The following is a 19,193-nucleotide window of genomic DNA, read 5'->3' as shown; positions in this document are numbered from 1 at the left end:
GAACAGGTCGGGCGAGATCCATCCTCCGCCTTACGGCTGCGAGCGTGAGTGCCTTTCACCGATAACGACGGGCGGCAAACGAACCCGGCGCCGAACGTCCGTCAGGACAAGATCCGCAGGCGGGAAACCGTTCCCCCCTCGACTCAGGCCGCCTCGGCCGCAATGCCCCGGATACGCTCGATCATCGCGCGCAGCCCGTTGGAGCGCTGCGAGGACAGGTTCTCTTCCAGTCCCAGACGGCCCAGTTCGGCCTTGGCGTCGACGTTCACCACGTCGCCCACGGCCAGCCCGTCATAGAGCCGCCGCAGCAGCGCGATCAGCCCCCGCACGATCACGGCATCGCTGTCGCCCTCGAAGTGAAAGCGGCCGTCCTCGATCCGGGGGTGCAGCCAGACCTGGCTCGCGCAGCCCTCGACCTTGGTGGCAGGCACCTTCAAAGCGTCGGGCAAGCCGTTCATCTCTTTGCCCATTTCTATGACCATGCGGTAGCGGTCTTCCCAGTCCTCGAGGAACTCGAAGTCTTCCACCACTTCCTCGAATGCCGCCTGTGCCATGGGGACGTCCTTCCTGTTCCGGGATCAGGCGTGACCTAAGAGGCCCGGCGCCCGGCGTCCAGCCCCCCTCCCGCCCGCCGCCGCTTTTCAAAGCGGTGCGGATGGGCTACGCCGGACGGGCCGTGCGGGTGACCGGCCCGGCAACGGCGCACTGCGGGCAACGGACGGATACCGGCGATGAAGACCTCTGTGGGCGTTCTGCTGATCTCGGCACTCACGGTCGCGGGCTGCGGCACCGTGCGGGACAGCCGGCTCAACCCGTTCAACTGGTTCGGCCCGGCGCGCACCGTGGCGGTGGACGCGGCCCCCTCGCAGGCGGCCGCCGGCCGCAACGCGCTGATCCCCGAGCGCAATCGCGCGGGCTCGATCTTCCGGCGCAATCGCGAGGAGGGCGTCTATGCCGGGCGCCCCATGGCCGTGATCGACGAGATGCTGATCGAGCGGCGCCCCGGCGGTGCCATCGTGCGTGCCACCGGCATCGCGAACCGCGCCGGCCCCTTCGACGTACGGCTCGTGCCCGACGAGGCGGCACCTGCCGGTGTCCTGCGTTATACGCTCTCGGCCTATCAGCGCCCCGGTCCGCGCAACGTGGGACCCGACGCGCGCAAGGCCACCGCGGCCGTCTGGCTCACCGACAACGACCTGGCGACGATCAGCCGGATCGAGGTCGCGGGCCGAGAGAACGCCATCGCCCGCAGCCGCTGAGCCGCTGGATGCGGATCCCGCTTTTCCGATCGTGATTGCTTCGGTGGCGGCCCGGGCCTCGACGCGCGGCGCGTCCTGATGACGGGCGACGGGGCAAGAGGGCGCTGCCCTCTCTTGGCCTTCGGCCAATTCACTCCCGGAGTATTTCGACCGAGAAGAAGGGCCGGGTACACACCGCGCCCAACCGGGCGCTCAGATGTCGATGACCGTGAGGGTCCGCCCCTTGGCCGACAGCGCGATGCGGCCCTCGCAAAGCTTCATCGCATCCTCGCCGAAGACCTCGTAGCGCCAGCCCTTCATCGCTGGAAGGTCGCGGTCGCCGCAGGCGATGGCGTCGAGGTCCGAGGCACTGGCGATCAGCTTGGGCGCGACGCCCGAGGTCTCGGTCTTGGCCTTCAGGAGAACCCGCAGGAGATCCGCCAGCGCCGGGTTGTTGTGCTGCCGGTCGCGGCCCTGCTCGGCCTGCGGAAGCTGGTCCTTGGGCCGGTCCATGCCGCGCTTGACCGCGGCGAGGATGCCCTCGGCGATGTCGCCCTTGCGCGCCTCGCGTAGGAGCAGCCGCGACCGTCCGAGATCCTGCATGGTCTGCGGCTTGGTCGAGGCGAGCTCGGACAGCGCGTCGTCCTTGAAGACGCGATTGCGGGGGATGTTGCGCTCCTGCGCGTAGGATTCGCGGAACTGCGCGAGTTCCTGCACCAGCGCGAGGAAGCGCGGGCTCGACGAGCGCGTCTTGATGCGCTGCCAGGCGTCCTCGGGGCGCGTGGTGTATGTGGCCGGATCGGTCAGCGTCTCGATCTCCTCGACCACCCAGCGGTGGCGCCCCGTGTCGCGCAGGCGCCGGTCCAGATACTCGTAGATGTCGCGCAGGTGCGTGACGTCCGCGAGCGCGTATGTCTTCTGCGCGTCCGACAGCGGCCGGCGCGACCAGTCGGTGAAGCGCGACGACTTGTCGAGCTGCGCCTTGGCGATGCGCTTGACCAGCGTCTCGTAGCCCACCTGTTCGCCGAAGCCGCAGACCATCGCCGCGACCTGCGTGTCGAAGAGCGGGTCCGGGATCACGCCGTGATCGACGTAGAAGATCTCGAGGTCCTGCCGGGCGGCGTGGAAGACCTTGACCACCGAGGTGTCACGGAAGAGCTCCATCAGCGGCTCGAGCGACATCTCCGCGCCCTCGATCGGGTCGACCAGCACCGCGTCGTCCTCGCCCCGCGACGGCAGCGCGAGCTGGATCAGGCAGAGCTTGGAATAGTAGGTCCGCTCGCGCAGGAACTCGGTATCGACGGTGACGTAGGGCTGGCCTTGGGCGCGCTCGCAGAACGCGCGAAGATCTTCGGTGGTGGTGATCGTGTGCATCGCGTCCCGTTGAGGTGCGGAGAAGGTTGGGCGACCGTAGCGGATCGCGGTCGGGCGTGCAAAGCCGGACTTTGGCGAGACCACCGCCCGGTCGGCGGGGTCAGAGGTCCAGCCGGTCACGCCTGCCCTCGACGAAGCGGCGCAGGACCGCCGGGTAGAGCCGGTGCTCCTGCACCAGCACCCGAGCGGCAAGGGTTTCGGGCGTGTCGTCGGCCTCGACCGGCACCCGCGCCTGGCCGAGGATCGGACCGTCGTCGAGTTCGGGCGTGACCAGATGGACCGAGCAGCCATGCTCGGCATCGCCGGCCGCGATGGCGCGCGCATGAGTGTCGAGGCCGCGGTATTTCGGCAGGAGCGAGGGATGGATGTTGAGCATCCGGCCCGCCCACCGCGTCACGAAGTCGGCGGTGAGAATACGCATGAAGCCCGCGAGGCAGATGACGTCGGGCGCCGCCGCCTCGAGCCGACTGGTCAGTTCGGCCTCGAAGCCCGGACGGTCGCCGCGATAGGGGCGGTGGTCGACCGTCTCCGTCGGGATGCCCCGTGCCGCGGCCTTGGCCAGACCGCCGGCCTGCGGATCGTTCGCGAGGACCAGGCAGGGCCGCGCCGGGTGGTCGCCGGTCATGCTGTCTGCCAGCGTCACCATGTTCGACCCGCCGCCCGAGATCAGGATGGCGACGCGCGTCATGCCAGGGAGCCGGTGTAGGCGACCCCCTGCCCCGGCACCACGTGACCGAGCCGCGAGACGCTCTCTCCGGCAGCGTCGAGCAGCGCGGCGATGGCGTCGGCGCGCGCGACGTCGACCACGAGAACCATGCCGATGCCGCAATTGAAGGTCTTGAGCATCTCGGCCTCGGCCATGCCGCCCTCTTCGCGCAACCAGCGGAAGACGCCGGGCGGCGTGAAGCTTTCGAGGTCGATCTCGGCGCCGAGGCCCTCCGGCAGCACGCGCGGCAGGTTTTCCGTCAGGCCGCCACCGGTGATGTGCGCCGCCGCGTGCAGGCCGCCCGCGCTGAGCGCCTTGAGCACCGGCGTCACGTAGAGGCGAGTCGGCGTCAGGAGCGATGCCCCGAGGGACGTGTCGGCATCCCACGGGCAGGGTGCGTCCCAGCCGAGGCCCGAGGCCTCGACCACGCGCCGCACGAGGCTGTAGCCGTTCGAGTGCACGCCGTCCGAGCCAAGACCCAGCAGCACGTCGCCCTCGGTCACGCCGTCGGGCAGCGCGGTACCGCGCTCCATCGCGCCGACGGCAAACCCCGCGAGGTCGAAATCGCCGGCCGGGTACATGCCGGGCATCTCGGCGGTCTCGCCGCCGATCAGCGCGGTGGTGGCGGCCTCGCAGCCCGCGGCGATGCCCTCGATCACCTGAGCGGCGGTCTCGGTGTCGAGCGTGCCGGTGGCGAAGTAGTCGAGGAAGAACAGCGGTTCGGCGCCCTGGCAGACGAGGTCGTTCACGCACATGGCGACGAGGTCGATGCCCACCTGCGAGACGTGGCCAGTGTCGATGGCGATCCGCAGCTTGGTGCCCACGCCGTCGGTGGCCGCCACGAGGATCGGATCCTCGAAGCCCGCCGCCTTGAGGTCGAACAGCGCGCCGAAGCCGCCGAGCCCGGCCATCGTGCCGGCGCGGTCGGTCCGCTTGGCCGCCGGCTTGATCCGCTCGACGAGCGCGTTGCCCGCATCGATGTCGACGCCTGCCTCGGCGTAGGTCATCCCGGTTCGCCTGGTCATCTCTCGCTCCCCGCGCTGGTGTTCGCTGCGCGGGTAAAGCGTTTCACGCCGCTCGGCAATGCCGTTGCGCCGCACGCCGGTCCCGCCCTTGACGAGGCGCGCACGGACTGCAACATGCCCGCACCCTGGGGGCCTGTAGCTCAATTGGTTAGAGCAGAGCGCTCATAACGCTTTGGTTGCGGGTTCAAGTCCTGCCGGGCCTACCAGGATCGCGCCTTCGCCCCGGCGCACTTCACCCCGACACCGTGACCTGCACCGTGCTCAGCCCGTCGACGGTGCCCACCGCAACGTCCCCGGGGGCCAGCGGTCCGACGCCCGACGGCGTGCCGGTCATCACCAGGTCGCCGGGCGCCAGCGTGTAGAGGGTCGAAAGGTAGGCCAGAAGTTCGGGCACCGACCAGATCATGTCCGCCAGCGCGCCGTCCTGCCGGACCTCGCCGTTGACCTCGAGCCGAATGCTCGCCCCTTCGAGGCTCCCTGCGTCCTCCGCGCGGGTCAGCGACCCGATCACCGCGGACCCTTCCACGTCCTTGGCCGCGTCCCAGGGATGGCGCCGCTCCTTCGCGCGGGCCTGCAGGTCGCGGCGTGTCAGGTCCAGGCCGACACCGTATCCGAACACGGCCGCCGCGGCATCTTCGGGACCGGCGTCGCGCAGCTCGGAGCCGAGTGCCACCACCAGCTCGACCTCGTGGTGCAGGTCCTCGGTGCCCTGCGGATAAGGCAGGAGCGTTCCCGAGGCCGCAAGGTGGTGGCTGGACTTGGTGAAGAAGAACGGCCGCTCCCGGTCCACCTCGTTGCCCATTTCGGCGGCATGGGCGGCATAGTTGCGCCCGATGCAGAAGATCCGCCCAACCGGGTAGAGCCGCGCCGCGCCTGCGACCGCGAGCGCCGGCTGCGGCCGAGGTTCGAAAAAGGTGTCCATGTGTGCAATCTCCCGTCGGGACCGCGCCCAACGTGGCCCGCCACGGCCGGAATGAAAAGCCCCGGCACCGGAACGTCCGTCGGCGCATCGCGTTTCATGGCCCAAGCCCGCAAGAACGAGAACACTGGAAAGGGACGCTCATGGCCGAGGCCAAGACCAAGTCGAATTCGAACGGCAAGACTTCCTCCTCCGCAAAATCCGCGGCGTCCAGGTCGTCGAGATCCAACGCATCGAAGGGGACCGACGGCCCCGACGAGAGCCAGTTCACCCCCGTGCAGCGCCTCGGCGACCGGGTCGACGAATTCAGCGAACTCGCACAACTCTACGCCAGCAACGCTTGCGTCATGCGCCCGGACAAGCTGACCGGCCATGCCCGGCGCATCCACGTTCGCAAGACGATCATCGAGGACCATGCCTTCCGCATCGACCAGAAGGCGGAGGGCGCAGAGGAGAAGTTTTACAAGCTTGCGGGGTCGCTGTTCTCGTTCTTTCGCGGGACCTCGCTGCTGTTCCACCGCGACATGGCCGGCGATGACGCCAGGATGCCCACCGTTCTGGCCCTCGGCGACGTGCACCCCGAGAATTTCGGCGTCATGCCCAACGCCGACAACGTGCCGATCTTCGGGGTCAACGATTTCGACGACGTGCTCTACGCGCCGTTCACATGGGACCTCAAGCGTGGCGCCACAGGCTTCCTCCTTGCGATCGAGGAAGAAGGCGGCATGGACCGCAAGAAGCAGCTGAAGATCGCGTGCAAGTTCCTGAAAGGATACCGCGACGGCATTTCGTTCTATGCCCGCAACGACACCGAATCGCGCGAGCAGATGCGACCCGACAACGCGCCCGACGTCATCAAGGAGCTGTTCAAGCGCTCGCGCAAGGGTCGGAAGAAGTGGCTGTGGAAGCGCTACCTGAACGAGTCCGGCCGCGGCTTCCGGGCGAATGACGAGCTGACGCCCGTGTCCAGCCGCGTCGAGGAATTCCAAGGCCACATCGACAAGCTCGCCAAGACAAACAGGGTGACCGACACCCCCCGCGTCGGCTCTCTCAAGGTCAAGGACGTGGCGATCCGGCACGGCCAAGGCACTGCGTCGCTGGGCCTCGCGCGCTACTACGTCCTGCTCGAGGGCCCGAGCGAGGACGCGACCGACGACCTCATCATCGAGTTCAAGCGCGCCCGCCGGTCGGCGCTCGCGGGACTTGTGCCCGAAAACGACTTCGACGCCGGTGACAAGGGCGACCGCATCGCCCACGGACAGGCGGTGCATCTCGCCGCGGGCGACGTGTTCTACGGCGCGGCCGAGATCGACGGGATGAGCTTCATGTCCCGCGAGCGGGCACCGTTCCGCAACGATATCGACCTCGACGACCTCTCGAAGAAGTCGTGGAAGCAATATGCCCGCGCCTGCGGCATGGCCCTTGCGCAGGCACACGCGCGCTCGGACGATGCGGGCCAGCTCGACTACCGGATCGAGCCGCGCATCGTCGAGGCGATGGAGCCGCAGGAACTGTTCTTCGAGGACATCCTGAACTTCGCCGAGGAAGCGGTGGAGCGCCTGCGCCGCGACCACGACTTCTACCGCAAGGACTGGAAGCTCGGCGCCTTCGACATGACGCTGAAGCTCTACCGCTGATGCCGCAGGACCGCGACGCCGCCCCGCACCGGCGCTTCTTCGTGATCACCGGCGCGTCGGGGGCGGGGAAATCCGCGCTTGTGGCCGAACTGGCCCGGCGCGGCTTCGCCACCGTGCCCGAGCCCGGCCGCCGCCTTGTCGAAGGCGGCGCGGCGACGCCGTGGGACGACCCCGTGGGGTTCGCGCAGGCCGCGATCCGGCTGGCGGTGGACGACTACGAAAAGGCGCGCGATCTCGACGGGCCGGTCTTCTTCGACCGCGGCCTGATCGACGCGCTGGTGGCCCACGCCCATGCGAGCGGTGGTCCGTTCCTCGAGACGCTGGTGCGCGCGCATCCCTACGCGCCCACGGTGCTGTTCGCGCCGCCCTGGCCCGACATCTACGAACAGACGCCAGAGCGGCGCCACGACATCACCGAGGCTGCGGCCGAAGCCGACCGGTTGGCGGCAAGCTATCCCTCGTTGGGCTACCGGCCGGTCGAGTTGCCGAAATCAGACGTGGAGGACCGCGCCGACTTCGTGCTGGCGCGAGTCTCGTGATCGAAGGGCGGCGCGGGCACCCCGCGCCGCCCCTCAACCGCGCTCAGGCGGCCGCCGCGACGCCGCGCCTGGTCATCACGGGGATGAGGTGCGCCCGGTATTCGGCCGTTCCGTGCAAGTCGGCGATCATGTCCGAGGCCGGCGGCGCGGTGACGCCCGAAAGAGCATCGGCCGAGAAGTTTCCGGCCAGCGCCTCTTCGGCCTCGGTCCAGCGGAACACGCCGTCGTTCGATGCGCCGGTGACGCCCACGCCCACCCGGTCGGAGAACTTCGCGACGAAGACCCCCACTAGCGGGAAGCGCGATGCGATCTGCTCGAACTTCATGTAGGCCGACTTCTCGGGAATCGGGAAGCGCACCTCGGTGACGATCTCGCCCTCTTCCAGCGCCGTGGTGAACATGCCCTGGAAATAGTCGTCGGCCGCGATCTCGCGGCTGTTGGTGACGATGGTCGCGCCGCAGGCCATCGCCGCCGACGGGTAGCAGGCCGAGGGATCGTTATTGGCGATCGAGCCGCCGATGGTGCCGCGGTTGCGCACCGCCGGGTCGCCGATCTTGCCGGCCAGTGCCGCCAGTCCCGGAAAGTGCTCTGCCGCCTCGCGCGCGATCCGCCCGTGGGTCGTGCCGCCGCCGATCACCAGAACGTCGCCGTCGCGGCGCACGTATTTCATCTCCTCGATGCCCGCGAGGCTCACCAGCTTCGACGGCATCGCCAGCCGCTGCTTGAGCGTCGGGATCAGTGTCTGCCCGCCGCCCAGCGGCTGCGCCTCGTCCGCGCTCAGCGCCGACACGGCGTCGGCTACCGATGTCGGGCGTTCGATCTCGAAAGCGTACATGCTCAGGTCTCCTTCGACCGCCAAGAGGAAAGGCGCGCGCCCTTCTTCCTGGCAAAAATATCCCGGGGCCCGGGGGCAGCGCCCCCGGTCCGCCCTTCTGGTTCAGCCCTGCATCGCGGCCCAGACGCGGTTCGGCGTCGCGGGCATGTCGATATGCGTGACGTGGGTGTGACCGCCCGACTGCAGCGCGTCGATGACCGCGTTGATCACCGCCGGCGGCGAGCCGATCGCCCCGGCCTCGCCGCAGCCCTTCACCCCCAGCGGGTTGTGGGTGCACGGCGTCTGGCAGGAATGGTCCACGGTCACCATCGGCACGTTGTCCGCGCGCGGCATCGCGTAGTCCATGTACGAGGCCGACAGCAGCTGCCCGGTCTCGTCGTAGGCGCAGTTCTCGAGCAGCGCCTGCCCGATGCCCTGCGCGACGCCGCCGTGGACCTGGCCCTCGACGATCATCGGGTTCACCACGTTGCCGAAATCGTCCGCCGCGGCGAAGGCCACCACATCGACCTTGCCGGTGTCGGGGTCGACCTCGACCTCGCAGCAATAGGCGCCCGAGGGGTAGGTGAAGTTCGACGGGTCATAGAACGCCGTCTCCTCCAGACCCGGCTCGATATCCTCGAGCGGGTAGTTGTGGGGCACGTAGGCCGCCAGCGTCACGTCGCCCCAAGCCACCGACTTGTCGGTGCCCGCGACCGAGAACGCGCCGTCCTTCAGCTCGATGTCGGCCTCGGAGGCTTCGAGCAGGTGCGCCGCGATCTTCTTGGCCTTGTTGATGATCTTTTCGGTTGCCCGCACCATCGCCGATCCGCCGACCGCAAGGCTGCGCGACCCGTAGGTGCCCATGCCCATCGGCGTGTTGGCGGTGTCGCCATGGACGATCTCGACCATGTCCTCGGGGATGCCGAGCATCTCGGCCACCACCTGCGGAAAGGCGGTCTCGTGCCCTTGGCCGTGGCTGTGGCTGCCGGTCATCACGCTGATCGAGCCGGTGGCGTTCACCCGCACCGTCGCGCTTTCGTAAAGCCCCGCGCGCGCGCCCAGCTGACCCACGAGGTTCGACGGCGCGATGCCGCAGGCCTCGATGTAGCTGTTGATGCCGAGGCCCCGCAGCTTGCCGCGGCCCTCGCTCTCCTTGCGGCGGGTCTCGAAGTTAGCCAGGTCCGCGATCTCGATCAGCTTGTCCATCGTCGCGTTGTAATCGCCGGTGTCGTACTCCACCGCGACCGGCGTGGCGTAGGGGAACTCGGTGATGAAGTTCTTGCGCCGCAACTCGATCGGATCGACGCCCAGCTCGCGGGCGGCCTTGTCCACGACGCGCTCCAGCTGGAACGTCGCCTCGGGCCGTCCGGCGCCGCGATAGGCGTCGACGGGGACGGTGTTTGTGAACACCGCCTTCACGTTCACGTAGATCAGCGGCGTCTTGTAGTTGCCCGCCATCAGCGTTCCGTGCAGCCATGTCGGCACCGACGGCGCGAAGGTCGACAGGTACGCACCCATGTTGGCGTAAGTCTCGGTCCTGAGCGCGGTGAAGTTGTGATCCTTGTCCAGCGCGAGCTCGATCTTGGTCACATGGTCACGCCCGTGCGCGTCCGACATGAACGCCTCGGACCGCGTCGACGTCCACTTCACCGGACGCTTCAGGGCGCGCGCGGCGAAGGTGCAGAACGCCTCCTCGGCATAGTGGAAGATCTTGGTGCCGAAGCCACCGCCCACGTCCGGCGCCACGACCCGCAACTTGTGCTCGGGGATGCCGAGGACGAAGGCGCCCATCAGCAGCCGGATTACGTGCGGGTTCTGCGAGGTGGTGTAGAGCGTCGACATGTCGCCCGCCGCCTCGTAGCTGCCCACGGCCACGCGCGGCTCCATCGGGTTGGCCACCAGACGGTTGTTCACCAGCTCGAGCGTGGTGACGTGCGCCGCCTCCGAGATCGCCTTGTCCACGGCCTCGCGGTTGTCCTCGACGAAGCCCCAGTCGTAACAGAGGTTGGTGCCGATATCGTCGTGCACCAGCGTGTCGGACGAGGCCACGGCGGCCTTCATGTCGACCACGGCCGGCAGCTCTTCGATGTCGGCCATCACCGCCTCGGCGGCGTCGCGCGCTTCCTGAAGCGTCTCGGCCACCACCGCGGCGATCGGGTCGCCCACGTGGCGCACCTTGCCATGCGCGAGCACCGGGTGCGCGGGCTCCTTCATCGGCTCGCCGTGCCGGTCTGTGACCTGCCAGCCGCAGGGGATCGACCCCACGCCCTCGAAGTCCGAGCCGGTGAAGACGCGCAGGACGCCCGGCATGGCCGCGGCCTCCGCGGTGTCCACGGACTTGATCCGCCCGTGCGCCACGTCCGAGCGGACGAAGGCAACGTAGGCCTGCCCGTAGACGTTGATGTCGTCGGTGTAGTTGCCGGTGCCGGTGAGAAAGCGCACGTCCTCCCGGCGCTTGCTGCTGGCTCCGATGCCATGATCCTTCGGCATGTCGATCCTCCCTGGGTGGCGGCGCCATGTCCGCCCGATGCCTTGGTCCTCTCCGGCGCGCCGCGCGGGCGCGCCCCCTACTCTCCCCGGCCCGCGGTCGCGCCGCTTGGCGCGTCTCCCGCGGGCGTCGGCGTCACTCGGCCGCGACCGCCGGCGTCTCCTGCCCGGACGCGGCCATGATCGCGCGGACGATATTGTGGTATCCGGTGCACCGGCAGATGTTGCCCTGCAGGTGGTGACGGATCTCCTCCTCGGTGGGCTTGGGGTTGTCCTTGAGCAGCGAGGCCGCCGACATCACCATGCCCGGCGTGCAGAAGCCGCACTGCAGCCCGTGGTAGTCCTGGAAGGCCTGCTGGATCACGTTGAGCGAGCCGTCCGCGTTGGCCTGACCCTCGATCGTCGCCACCTCGGCGCCGTCGGCCTCGGCCGCGAACATGGTGCAGGCCTTCACGAGCTCTCCGTTCACGTGAACGCAGCATGCGCCGCACTGGCTGGTGTCGCAGCCCACGTGGGTGCCGGTCAGGCGCAGCTGCTCGCGCAGGAACTCCACGAGGAGCTCGTTGCCACGCACGCTGCGCGTCACCTTGCGGCCGTTCACGTTCATCGTCACTTCAGTCATCTATTCCTCCCGTCGGATGGCCAATCGGCTGTCTTGTCAGTAGCTTGCCCCCGGAGGTGCCCCCGGTGTCAAGCGGCGTTTCCTCAGGCCCCGGTCATGCGCTTGAACCAGCCCTTCTTCTTGTCGCCGGGCGTCTCCTCGGCCTCGGGCGCCTCGCTCTCCTCCGCGGGGCCCTCGATGGCCTCCTGCAGGCGCGTGAAGAACTGGTCCGCCATCTTCTTGGCGAAGCCGTCGATCACGCGCGAGCCCAGCTGCGCGAGCTTGCCGCCGACCTTGGCCTCCACGTCGTAGTGCAGGCGCGTGCGTCCGGGCTCGATTTCCTCGAGCCGCACGTTTGCGTCGCCCTTGGCAAAGCCCGCGGCACCGCCCTTGCCCTCGCCCGAGAGCGTCACCTTCTCCGGCTCGACCCGGTCCGACACGGTGACCTGTCCCTTGAAGGTCGCCTTCACCGGTCCGACCTTCTGCACGACCGTGGCCTCGAAGCCCTCGTCCGGCGTTCCGGTCAGCTCGGTGCAACCGGGGACGCATTCCTTCAGCACGTCGGGATTGAGGATCGCCGCCCATACCGTCTCGCGCGGGGCCTCGATCTCGCGGGAATCGCTCATCTGCATCGGGGTGGTCCTTCCTTGATCTGGCCGGAGGTTAGGGTCTCCGTCCGGCACGGGATATTAGACCATTCTCCTAGAGAGCGGCCCGAAGGTCGACCACCTCCGCCGCCCCCTTCGATGGTGGCCCTTTCCCCCGCCCCGCGTCTGCGTCTAGTCTGCCCGGCGGAAGAGGGACCGAGGGAGGCAGGACGTGACCCGGACGGGCGGCCTGAACGTGCGCGACGTGACTTTCCGCTACGGGGCGAAGACCGCGCTCGACTGCGCGGGCTTCGACGTGGCGCCGGGGCGCTTCGCGGCTCTGCTCGGCCCGAACGGTGCGGGCAAGTCGACGCTCTTCGGCCTGCTCACTCGGCTTTTCACCACCGCGGAGGGCCGCATCTCGGTCGCCGGCCACGACATCGCGCGCGAGCCCCGCGCGGCGCTGGCCCGCATGGGCGTGGTCTTCCAGTCGCCGACCCTCGACCTCGACCTGACGATCCGCCAGAACCTGCGCTACTTCGCGGCACTGCACGGGCTGTCGGGCCGCGACGCGGCGCGCCGCATCGACGCCGCGCTCGAGCGGCTCGACATCGCGGAACGCGCCGGCGAACGGGCGCGCGACCTCAACGGCGGTCACCGCCGCCGGACCGAGATCGCCCGCGCTCTGATCCACGGCCCCGATGTGCTGCTTCTCGACGAAGCGACCGTGGGTCTCGACGCGGCCTCGCGTCACGCCATCGTCGACCACGTCCACCGCCTCGCCGCCGAGGACGGGCTGACCGTGCTCTGGGCCACGCATCTCACCGACGAGGTGCGCGACACCGACCGGCTCATCGTGCTGCACCGGGGCCGCATACGCGCCGACGGCGAGGCCGGCGAACTGCGCGGCGCGCAGAGCCTCACCGACTACTTCCTCGCCACCACCGGAGAGGACGCATGAGCGCCTACCTCACCGCGCTCCGGGCCATCGTCCTGCGCGAGGCGCTGCGCTTCGTGCACCAGCGCGAGCGCTTCCTAGCCGCGCTCGTGCGCCCGCTCGTGTGGCTGCTGGTCTTCGCGGCAGGCTTCCGCGCGGCGCTGGGGCTGTCGATCATCCCGCCCTACCAGACCTACATCACCTACGAGACCTACATCGTCCCCGGCCTGTGCGGGATGATCCTGCTCTTCAACGGGATGCAATCCTCGCTGAGCCTGGTCTACGACCGCGAGACCGGCTCCATGCGCCTGCTTCTCACGGCACCGCTGCCGCGCGGCTGGCTGCTGTTCTGCAAGCTCCTGGGCTCGACCCTGATCGGCATCCTGCAGGTCTACGCCTTCCTGGCGGTGGCATGGCTGTTCGACATCGAGATGCCGGCCCTGGGCTACGTGGCGGCCCTGCCCGCGTTACTGATCGCGGGGCTCATGCTGGGCGCGCTCGGCCTCGCGATCTCGTCCTTCATCAAGCAACTCGAGAACTTCGCGGGCGTGATGAACTTCGTCATCTTCCCGATGTTCTTCCTCTCGACCGCGCTCTATCCGCTGTGGAAAATGGCCGAGAGCTCGGACCTCCTGCGCGACATCTGCGCGGCGAACCCGTTCACCCAAGCGGTCGAGCTGATCCGCTTCGCGCTCTATCTCGACTGGAACCTCGCGGCGCTCGGCTGGGTCGCGCTCTCGCTCGCGGCGTTCCTCGCGCTCGCGCTCTGGGGCTACGATCCCGCCCGCGGTTTCGTCCGCCGCAAGGGCTGACCCCGTCCCTTCTTCTCGTTCCAAATACTCCGGAGAGCGCGAGAGGCAGCGCCTCTCGCACGTCTCGGGGGCGCGGCCCGCCGCGCACCCGATGCAAAAGGGCGCGCGCCCGCACAGGGCGCGCTCCGCATGACGACTTACAGCGCCGCGTCGAGCGCGCGCTCGAGACGCGCCACGGTGCCGTCCACGTCGCGCAGCTTGTCGAGCCCGAAGAGGCCGAGGCGGAAGGTCGAGAAACCTTCGGGCTCGTCCACCTGCAGCGGCACGCCGGCGGCGATCTGGGTCCCGGCCTTGGCAAAGGCCCGGCCCGACTGCACCTCGGGGTCGTCGGTGTAGGCCACGACCACTCCCGGCGCGCCGTACCCGTCGGCCGCCACCGAGGCGAGGCCGCGTGCGGCCAGCGTCTCGCGCACGCGGGCGCCCAGCTCGAACTGCCGGTCGCGCGCCGCATCCAGCCCGAACTCGCGGGTCTCGGCCAGCGCGTCGCGGAAGGCACGGAGCCCGTCCGTGGGCATGGTGGCGTAATAGGCGTGACCGCCGTTCTCGTAAGCCGCCATGATCGCGCGCCATTTCTTGAGGTCCGCCGCGAACGAGTTCGACGCGGTCTCCTCCATGCGCGCGGCCGCGCGCTCGGACAGCATGACGAGGCCGGCCGATGGCGTCGACGACCAACCCTTCTGCGGTGCCGAGATCAGCACGTCCACGCCGGTCTTGCCCATGTCCACCCAGGCGCAGCCCGAGGCGATACAGTCCAGCACCATCAGCGCGCCGACGTCATGCGCCGCCGCGGCGAGGCGGGTGATGTAGTCCTCCGGCAGGATGATCCCGGCCGAGGTCTCGACATGCGGCGCGAAGACGACCGATGGCTTCACCTCGGCGATGCGTGCCTCGACCTCTTCGATCGGCGCGGGCGCGAACGGCGACTGCGTCGCGTTGCCCTGCTGGCGGGCCTTCATCACCGTCACTTCGCCGCCGAACCCGCCGGCCTCGAAGATCTGCGTCCAGCGGTAGGAGAACCACCCGTTGCGCACGACCAGCATGTCCGCGCCCTGCCCGAACTGGCGCGCGACCGCCTCCATCGCGAAGGTACCGCCGCCGGGCACGATCGCCACTGCGTGGGCGTTGTAGACCGACCGAAGCCCCTCCGAGAGGTCGCGCATCACCTGCTGGAAGGCCTGCGACATGTGGTTGAGCGAACGGTCGGTGAAGACCACCGAGAACTCGTCGAGGCCCTTGGGATCGACGGTGTCGAGCAGTGCCATGGCAGCATTCCTTTCATGTCTCGTGTCGCGCACAGGGCTACTCCGCGCCACGCGGTGCGCCAAGCGGAAACCGGGCCCCGGCTTTCAGCCGAGCGGACCAGGCCTTCGCTCCTCCGACAGCAGCACGTTGGCATCGACGCTGCCCACGCCGGGCAGCGCCATGATCCGCCGCCGGAGCACCCGTTCGAAATCGGGCACGTCGCGGGCGACCACGCGCAGGCGGTAGTCGTACATCCCGAGGATGTGCTCCACCGTCTGCACCTCGGGGATCGCCTGCACCGCGCGTTCGAAGTCGCCGAGACTCGCGCGGCCCTTTGCGGCCAGCTTCACGCCGAGAAAGACGGTGACGCCGAACCCCAGGGCCGCGCCGTCGAGGTCGAGCCGCGCGCCGCGAAAGACGCCGGCCTCGCGCAGACGCTTGATGCGTCGCCAGGCCGCCGGCTGGGACAGGCCCAGCTCGCGCCCGAGCGCACCCGCCGACAGCGTGGCGTCGGCGGCCAGCGCGCGCACGATGGCGCGGTCGGTCTCGTCGAGTTCGATCATACCGGCAGGGTCTCGTCGCCCTTGAGGCGCGCGATATGCATGAGCGCCTCGAGATCGGTCATGTGCGGGAGCGCCAGCAGCTTCTCGCGGTACAGTTCCTGATAGTGCGCGAGGTCACGCGCGATCACCGACAGCCGCACGTCCACTTGCCCGAGGAAGGTCTGGATCTCGATCACCTCGGGCACCTCGCGGGCCCGAGCGAGAAACTCGTCGAAGGCGCGCGGAACGGATTTGTCGAGGGTCACCCGCAGCGACACCTCCACCGCGTAGCCCAGCACCTGCCAGTCGATCACGCCACGCACCCCGCGCAGGACACCCGACGCCCGCAGCCGGTCGAGCCGGCGCGAGAGCGTGGTCGCGGTCAGCCCGCAACGCTCCGCAAGGTCCGACATCGGGGCCTCGGGCGTCGCCTGGTACTGGCGCAGGATACGGCGGTCTGCATCGTCGAGCATGATCCGTGCAGTATCCTGCCTATCTGCGAATGGAAAGTGCGCAGATGATCGTTATACTTCTGATTTTGCAATCCCCCTCTCGGCCGGACGCCTAGTGTGCAGGCAGAATGAAAACCCGGGAAGGAGACTCCAGATGCGCGTCTACTACGATCGCGACTGCGACATTAACCTTATCAAGGACAAGAAGATCGCGATCCTCGGCTACGGCAGCCAGGGCCACGCGCACGCGCTGAACCTGCGCGACTCGGGCGCCAAGAACGTCGCCGTCGCCCTGCGCGAAGGCTCGCCGTCGGCGAAGAAAGCCGAGGGCGAGGGCCTGCAGGTCATGGGCATCGCCGAGGCGGCCGCGTGGTGCGACCTCATCATGTTCACCATGCCCGACGAGCTTCAGGCCGATACCTACAAGAAGTATGTCCACGACAACCTGAAGGAAGGCGCGGCCATCGCCTTCGCCCACGGTCTCAACGTGCACTTCGGCCTGATCGAGCCCAAGCCCGGCGTCGACGTCATCATGATGGCGCCCAAGGGCCCCGGCCACACCGTCCGCGGCGAATACGTCAAGGGCGGCGGCGTGCCCTGCCTCGTGGCCGTCGAGAACGACGCCACCGGCAAGGCGATGGAGCTCGGCCTGTCGTACTGCTCGGCCATCGGCGGCGGCCGCTCGGGCATCATCGAGACGAACTTCCGCCAGGAATGCGAAACTGACCTCTTCGGCGAACAAGCCGTGCTCTGCGGCGGCCTTGTCGAGCTGATCCGCATGGGTTTCGAGACCCTCGTGGAGGCCGGCTACGAGCCCGAGATGGCCTATTTCGAGTGCCTGCACGAGGTGAAGCTCATCGTGGACCTGATCTACGAGGGCGGCATCGCGAACATGAACTACTCGATCTCGAACACCGCCGAGTACGGCGAGTACGTCTCCGGCCCGCGCATTCTGCCCTACGAGGAGACCAAGAAGCGCATGAAGGAGGTCCTGACCGACATCCAGACCGGCAAGTTCGTGCGCGACTTCATGCAGGAAAACTCGGTCGGCCAGCCGATGTTCAAGGCCACCCGCCGCCTGAACGACGAACACCAGATCGAGCAGGTCGGCGAGAAGCTGCGCGAGATGATGCCGTGGATCTCGGCCGGCAAGATGGTCGACAAGTCCAAGAACTGATGTCTTGATCGGCGGGGGCGCGCGCACCGCGGTGACGCGTCCCCGCCACGATCACGACGCCAGCGTCCGGCCGGGACATCCGGCCGGCGACGCACGGCGCAGCTTGCGGAGCCCGCGCCATGGACCTCAGACTGAGGCACCAACCCACCCAGCCCTACCTCGCGCTGCCCGTCGTCTGCCCGTGGGACGCTGTCGCGATCGCCACGTCCGTCAGTGCCGCTTTCGCCGACCTGGCCCGCCGTCTCGCGTCTGCGGGAATCACGCCCGAGGGTCCGCCCGTGGCGATCTACCACCGCAAGGACAGCGGCCAGTTCCGCGCGACCTGCGCCCGGCCGGTGTCCGAGGAGGATGCAGAGGCCGCACCCGACGGGCTTCAGGTCGGTGTCCTGCCGGGAGGCGAAGTCGCCCGGATGCTGCACGTGGGTGCATATGACCGCCTCCCCGAGACCCACCATGCGCTCGACACCGCCCTGCGCGCCGAAGGCCGCGAGCCGGGACAGCCGGTCTGGGAGGTCTATCTCGACGATCCGGCCCGCGTGCCTGCCGACAGGCTCCGGACCGAGGTCGTCCGACCGGTGGGCGCCGCACCCGCGACGCATACAAAAAACGCCACGTAATTCGCCAGACGCGCCCGCTTTCGCGCCGCGATCCGCCCAAAACGCGCTGCCGGGCAGCAGTCCTCCGCCCAATGCCACTTTAATACACTTTTTCCGGGAGCCTTTTGCGCTCTGGCGCATTGCGCTTTTGTGCAGGGCTGCGCAGAGGAGTGCGCGGTCCATCACCGGAGACTGCCATGCGCCTAACCATATTCGACGGGTTCCGCGGGTTCTTCCTGCTGTTCATGATGATCGCCCATACCACGGGCGAGTTCCGCTCCATCCTCGGACGCTGGAATCACCACGCTCTCGGGTTCGTGGAAGACGCGCAGGGCTTCGTCTTCATCTCGGGCTTCGTGGTGGCGCTGGTCTACACCAAGCGCATGGACCGCAAGGGCGTGCGCAGCATGGTCGGCGGTGTCTTCGGGCGCATGAAGACGATCTACACCTACCAGGCCGCGATGATCCTCGGCTTTGCCGCCGTTGCGCTGGCACTGGCCTACTGGGGTTTCGAGCCGCGCGTCCTGCGACAGTACGTGGCCGAGCCGATCACCTTCACGCTGGCCTCGCTCGGTCTCGTGACCGGCTCGATGCATCTCGGCATCCTCGCGCTTTACCTCTGGATGATGCTGCTGACACCGCTCGCGCTGCTGGCGTTCGCCAAGGGGCACGCCAAGTGGGTCTTCGTTCTGAGCGCCGCTGCGTGGGTCTTTGCCCAGACAGGCATTCCCGATGACGCGCAACGCCCGGTCGAAGGTCTCCTGCGGGACATCGGCACGCCGATCAACATCGGCATCTACTTCAACGTCTTCGCCTGGCAGACGATCTACTTCCTGGCGCTTTACCTCGGCTTCCTGTTCGCACGGGACAAGCTGGATACCAGCTTCTTCCGGACCGTGTGGGGCCGGCGTGCGTTCTGGGCCGGCGTCGGCGGCATGGTGGTCTTCGCGCTCTTCGACCGCGCGGTGAATCTCGGCTGGCTCGACATCGAGCTGCGCCGCCTGATCTGGGACCGGCTCGACCGCGGCAATCTCGACGCGATCTTCCTCGCGAACTTCCTGCTGGACCTCTACGTGATCTCGTTCCTCGTGGCGGTGGGGCCCGAAAGCGCGAACCGCGGTATCCGCGCAGTGGGCCGCGGCCTGACATGGCTGATGACGCGGCGCCCGCTGGTGTTCCTCGGCCAGCATTCGCTGCAGGTGTTCACCGCGCACGTGGTGCTGGTCTACCTCATCATGTGGGGAATGGAGGGCCGCTCGGCCGGACCCATCGTGTCGAACCTCGCCGTTCTGGCGTCGGTCCTGCCGCTCTTCGCGGTGGCATGGTGGCACGCCCGGGTCACCAGCGCCCGCAAGGCGCGCGCAGACATGTCCGTCCGCCACGGAGCGGCCCCGGTGGCAGCGCGGTGACCGGTTGACCGGAAAGAGCTTGAAGTGACATCGGCGGGGTGCGGGCTTTCGGGCTCGCGCCCCGTTTGACGTTTATTCGCGGCCTGATCGCCGCGGACC

General features: G+C 68.5%; 20 protein-coding genes and 1 tRNA gene. 9 read left to right on the top strand and 12 right to left on the bottom strand.

Annotation, left to right across the window (positions count from 1 at the left end):
• Positions 1 to 143 precede the first annotated feature (143 nt).
• Entirely contained in the window at positions 144 to 554 is a 411-nt protein-coding gene (locus tag BMX29_RS05395; RefSeq protein WP_043841052.1) for a SufE family protein, read from the bottom strand.
• Positions 555 to 731: 177 nt separating this feature from the next.
• On the opposite strand from BMX29_RS05395, the gene BMX29_RS05390 reads away from it, so the two are divergent.
• A complete protein-coding gene (locus tag BMX29_RS05390) occupies positions 732 to 1,259 on the top strand; it encodes a hypothetical protein (RefSeq protein WP_092811023.1) in 528 nt (175 codons plus the stop codon).
• 192 nt (positions 1,260 to 1,451) lie between these two features.
• Here BMX29_RS05390 and rnd read toward each other — a convergent pair whose 3' ends face one another.
• From rnd to purM, 3 genes are all read right to left on the bottom strand, one after another.
• Entirely contained in the window at positions 1,452 to 2,612 is a 1,161-nt protein-coding gene (rnd, locus tag BMX29_RS05385; RefSeq protein WP_043841048.1) for a ribonuclease D, read from the bottom strand.
• 100 nt (positions 2,613 to 2,712) lie between these two features.
• Positions 2,713 to 3,300, bottom strand: a complete 588-nt coding sequence (gene purN / locus BMX29_RS05380) for a phosphoribosylglycinamide formyltransferase (RefSeq protein WP_092811021.1) — start codon at positions 3,298 to 3,300, stop codon at positions 2,713 to 2,715.
• A complete protein-coding gene (purM, locus tag BMX29_RS05375) occupies positions 3,297 to 4,343 on the bottom strand; it encodes a phosphoribosylformylglycinamidine cyclo-ligase (protein WP_092811294.1) in 1,047 nt (348 codons plus the stop codon). Before purM ends, purN begins: the two co-directional genes overlap by 4 nt.
• Before the next feature lie 129 nt (positions 4,344 to 4,472).
• Here purM and BMX29_RS05370 point away from each other — a divergent pair.
• Positions 4,473 to 4,549 (top strand) — tRNA-Ile (locus BMX29_RS05370).
• A gap of 26 nt (positions 4,550 to 4,575) precedes the next feature.
• Here BMX29_RS05370 and BMX29_RS05365 read toward each other — a convergent pair.
• Positions 4,576 to 5,265, bottom strand: a complete 690-nt coding sequence (locus BMX29_RS05365; RefSeq protein WP_092811019.1) for a fumarylacetoacetate hydrolase family protein — start codon at positions 5,263 to 5,265, stop codon at positions 4,576 to 4,578.
• 140 nt (positions 5,266 to 5,405) lie between these two features.
• On the opposite strand from BMX29_RS05365, the gene BMX29_RS05360 reads away from it, so the two are divergent.
• On the top strand, positions 5,406 to 6,899 hold the full coding sequence (locus BMX29_RS05360) for a DUF2252 domain-containing protein (RefSeq protein WP_092811017.1): 1,494 nt from the start codon (positions 5,406 to 5,408) through the stop codon (positions 6,897 to 6,899).
• On the top strand, positions 6,899 to 7,438 hold the full coding sequence (locus tag BMX29_RS05355) for an AAA family ATPase (protein WP_092811016.1): 540 nt from the start codon (positions 6,899 to 6,901) through the stop codon (positions 7,436 to 7,438). Before BMX29_RS05360 ends, BMX29_RS05355 begins: the two co-directional genes overlap by 1 nt.
• A 43-nt stretch (positions 7,439 to 7,481) precedes the next feature.
• On the opposite strand, the gene BMX29_RS05350 is transcribed toward BMX29_RS05355, so the two are convergent.
• From BMX29_RS05350 to BMX29_RS05335, 4 genes are all read right to left on the bottom strand, one after another.
• The gene (locus BMX29_RS05350; RefSeq protein WP_043843853.1) at positions 7,482 to 8,273 is read right to left on the bottom strand and encodes an FAD binding domain-containing protein; all 792 of its coding nucleotides are present in this window, start codon (positions 8,271 to 8,273) and stop codon (positions 7,482 to 7,484) included.
• A gap of 102 nt (positions 8,274 to 8,375) precedes the next feature.
• Complete coding sequence (locus BMX29_RS05345) at positions 8,376 to 10,742, bottom strand: xanthine dehydrogenase family protein molybdopterin-binding subunit (protein ID WP_092811014.1); 2,367 nt, start codon at positions 10,740 to 10,742, stop codon at positions 8,376 to 8,378.
• Between the two features lie 133 nt (positions 10,743 to 10,875).
• Positions 10,876 to 11,361: a (2Fe-2S)-binding protein gene (locus tag BMX29_RS05340; RefSeq protein ID WP_043843849.1), complete on the bottom strand. Its 486-nt coding sequence runs from the start codon at positions 11,359 to 11,361 to the stop codon at positions 10,876 to 10,878.
• An 83-nt stretch (positions 11,362 to 11,444) separates the two neighbouring features.
• The gene (locus BMX29_RS05335) at positions 11,445 to 11,972 is read right to left on the bottom strand and encodes an SRPBCC family protein (protein WP_092811012.1); all 528 of its coding nucleotides are present in this window, start codon (positions 11,970 to 11,972) and stop codon (positions 11,445 to 11,447) included.
• A gap of 187 nt (positions 11,973 to 12,159) precedes the next feature.
• Between BMX29_RS05335 and BMX29_RS05330 the strand changes: the two genes are divergently transcribed.
• Entirely contained in the window at positions 12,160 to 12,888 is a 729-nt protein-coding gene (locus BMX29_RS05330) for an ABC transporter ATP-binding protein (protein ID WP_092811010.1), read from the top strand.
• Entirely contained in the window at positions 12,885 to 13,676 is a 792-nt protein-coding gene (locus BMX29_RS05325) for an ABC transporter permease (protein ID WP_092811008.1), read from the top strand. Before BMX29_RS05330 ends, BMX29_RS05325 begins: the two co-directional genes overlap by 4 nt.
• Before the next feature lie 137 nt (positions 13,677 to 13,813).
• Here the strand turns inward: BMX29_RS05325 and BMX29_RS05320 are convergent, their stop codons facing one another.
• The 3 genes from BMX29_RS05320 to BMX29_RS05310 form a co-directional block, all read right to left on the bottom strand.
• Positions 13,814 to 14,938: an aminotransferase class V-fold PLP-dependent enzyme gene (locus BMX29_RS05320; RefSeq protein ID WP_092811006.1), complete on the bottom strand. Its 1,125-nt coding sequence runs from the start codon at positions 14,936 to 14,938 to the stop codon at positions 13,814 to 13,816.
• A gap of 84 nt (positions 14,939 to 15,022) precedes the next feature.
• Positions 15,023 to 15,481 (bottom strand): Lrp/AsnC family transcriptional regulator, encoded by a 459-nt coding sequence (locus BMX29_RS05315; protein WP_043843839.1) that lies wholly within the window; start codon positions 15,479 to 15,481, stop codon positions 15,023 to 15,025.
• Positions 15,478 to 15,933 carry an Lrp/AsnC family transcriptional regulator gene (locus tag BMX29_RS05310; RefSeq protein ID WP_043843837.1) on the bottom strand — a complete coding sequence of 152 codons (456 nt, stop codon included), beginning with the start codon at positions 15,931 to 15,933 and terminating at the stop codon, positions 15,478 to 15,480. Before BMX29_RS05310 ends, BMX29_RS05315 begins: the two co-directional genes overlap by 4 nt.
• A gap of 133 nt (positions 15,934 to 16,066) precedes the next feature.
• On the opposite strand from BMX29_RS05310, the gene ilvC reads away from it, so the two are divergent.
• From ilvC to BMX29_RS05295, 3 genes are all read left to right on the top strand, one after another.
• A complete protein-coding gene (gene ilvC, locus BMX29_RS05305) occupies positions 16,067 to 17,089 on the top strand; it encodes a ketol-acid reductoisomerase (RefSeq protein ID WP_092811005.1) in 1,023 nt (340 codons plus the stop codon).
• A 119-nt stretch (positions 17,090 to 17,208) separates the two neighbouring features.
• Complete coding sequence (locus BMX29_RS05300; protein ID WP_092811003.1) at positions 17,209 to 17,706, top strand: GyrI-like domain-containing protein; 498 nt, start codon at positions 17,209 to 17,211, stop codon at positions 17,704 to 17,706.
• Between the two features lie 176 nt (positions 17,707 to 17,882).
• Entirely contained in the window at positions 17,883 to 19,094 is a 1,212-nt protein-coding gene (locus tag BMX29_RS05295) for an OpgC family protein (RefSeq protein ID WP_092811001.1), read from the top strand.
• Positions 19,095 to 19,193: the final 99 nt, after the last annotated feature.

The organism is Roseivivax marinus, from assembly GCF_900109705.1.
GTDB classification, from domain to species: Bacteria; Pseudomonadota; Alphaproteobacteria; order Rhodobacterales; family Rhodobacteraceae; genus Roseivivax; species Roseivivax marinus.
Note: the sequence above shows the minus strand (reverse complement) of the source record. Positions and strands in the feature narration are given on the sequence as shown.

Excerpts from the sequence above, each read along its gene's own strand:
- BMX29_RS05395 (WP_043841052.1), bottom strand. The coding sequence starts at position 554 with ATGGCACAGGCGGCATTCGAGGAAGTGGTGGAAGACTTCGAGTTCCTC.
- BMX29_RS05390 (WP_092811023.1), top strand. The coding sequence starts at position 732 with ATGAAGACCTCTGTGGGCGTTCTGCTGATCTCGGCACTCACGGTCGCG.
- rnd (WP_043841048.1), bottom strand. The coding sequence starts at position 2,612 with ATGCACACGATCACCACCACCGAAGATCTTCGCGCGTTCTGCGAGCGC.
- purN (WP_092811021.1), bottom strand. The coding sequence starts at position 3,300 with ATGACGCGCGTCGCCATCCTGATCTCGGGCGGCGGGTCGAACATGGTG.
- purM (WP_092811294.1), bottom strand. The coding sequence starts at position 4,343 with ATGACCAGGCGAACCGGGATGACCTACGCCGAGGCAGGCGTCGACATC.
- BMX29_RS05365 (WP_092811019.1), bottom strand. The coding sequence starts at position 5,265 with ATGGACACCTTTTTCGAACCTCGGCCGCAGCCGGCGCTCGCGGTCGCA.
- BMX29_RS05360 (WP_092811017.1), top strand. The coding sequence starts at position 5,406 with ATGGCCGAGGCCAAGACCAAGTCGAATTCGAACGGCAAGACTTCCTCC.
- BMX29_RS05355 (WP_092811016.1), top strand. The coding sequence starts at position 6,899 with ATGCCGCAGGACCGCGACGCCGCCCCGCACCGGCGCTTCTTCGTGATC.
- BMX29_RS05350 (WP_043843853.1), bottom strand. The coding sequence starts at position 8,273 with ATGTACGCTTTCGAGATCGAACGCCCGACATCGGTAGCCGACGCCGTG.
- BMX29_RS05345 (WP_092811014.1), bottom strand. The coding sequence starts at position 10,742 with ATGCCGAAGGATCATGGCATCGGAGCCAGCAGCAAGCGCCGGGAGGAC.
- BMX29_RS05340 (WP_043843849.1), bottom strand. The coding sequence starts at position 11,361 with ATGACTGAAGTGACGATGAACGTGAACGGCCGCAAGGTGACGCGCAGC.
- BMX29_RS05335 (WP_092811012.1), bottom strand. The coding sequence starts at position 11,972 with ATGCAGATGAGCGATTCCCGCGAGATCGAGGCCCCGCGCGAGACGGTA.
- BMX29_RS05325 (WP_092811008.1), top strand. The coding sequence starts at position 12,885 with ATGAGCGCCTACCTCACCGCGCTCCGGGCCATCGTCCTGCGCGAGGCG.
- BMX29_RS05320 (WP_092811006.1), bottom strand. The coding sequence starts at position 14,938 with ATGGCACTGCTCGACACCGTCGATCCCAAGGGCCTCGACGAGTTCTCG.
- BMX29_RS05315 (WP_043843839.1), bottom strand. The coding sequence starts at position 15,481 with ATGATCGAACTCGACGAGACCGACCGCGCCATCGTGCGCGCGCTGGCC.
- BMX29_RS05310 (WP_043843837.1), bottom strand. The coding sequence starts at position 15,933 with ATGCTCGACGATGCAGACCGCCGTATCCTGCGCCAGTACCAGGCGACG.
- ilvC (WP_092811005.1), top strand. The coding sequence starts at position 16,067 with ATGCGCGTCTACTACGATCGCGACTGCGACATTAACCTTATCAAGGAC.
- BMX29_RS05300 (WP_092811003.1), top strand. The coding sequence starts at position 17,209 with ATGGACCTCAGACTGAGGCACCAACCCACCCAGCCCTACCTCGCGCTG.
- BMX29_RS05295 (WP_092811001.1), top strand. The coding sequence starts at position 17,883 with ATGCGCCTAACCATATTCGACGGGTTCCGCGGGTTCTTCCTGCTGTTC.